At 68.2% G+C, this 647-nt stretch carries 1 protein-coding gene; it reads right to left on the bottom strand.

What is annotated here, in order from left to right; genetic code table 11:
* Positions 1-647: FGGY-family carbohydrate kinase (locus tag AC1DTN_RS38105; RefSeq protein WP_477925340.1), on the bottom strand; the 647-nt coding region annotated here is incomplete at both ends.

Here is a 647-nt window from a genome sequence, read left to right as displayed (position 1 = left end):
TGCCCGCGCGGGCGAGCTTGTCGAATACGCTCTGGTTGCTCGCGAGCATGTCGAGGTAGGCCTCGGCCATGTCGTCGTAAAGCGGCTTCAGCGCGGCGTTGGGCTCTATCGGATCGCCCTTGGTCCGGTTCATCTGCTGCGACGCGGCGGCCAGGTCGCCGAAGAGGCCCACGGCCTTGCCGGCCACGAGCGCGGCGCCCAGCGTGCCGAATTCCTCGCGGTCCAGCGTGCGGTAGGGCAGGCCGAGGATGTCGGCCTTCACCTGCTTGAACACCTGGCTGCGCGCCCCGCCCCCGATGCCGATCACATGACTGGCATGGAAGCCCGGCACCAGCGCCTCGACGCTCTTGAGGTAGGCCCGGTACTCGTAGCCGATGCCCTCCAGAATGGCGCGGTAGAGGTGCTTGCGCTTGTGGGCCCAGTTCAGGCCGATGAAGGCGCCCCGCATGGACGTGTTGTTGGGACAGACGCGCCCGCCCAGATGCGGCAGGAACAGCAGGCGGTCGGCGCCCGGCGGCGCCTTCTCGGCCATGCGGCCGAGGCGCTGGTAGACGCTTTCGTCGTCCAGTTCGCAGATCGCCTTCTCGAGTTGGGAAAACTCGTCGCGGAACCAGCGCAGGTTGAGCCCGCCGCCGTTGACGTAGGCC

It is taken from the genome of Rhizobium sp. 01T444 (genome assembly GCF_056398305.1).
This window is presented reverse-complemented; position numbering and strand designations above follow the sequence as displayed.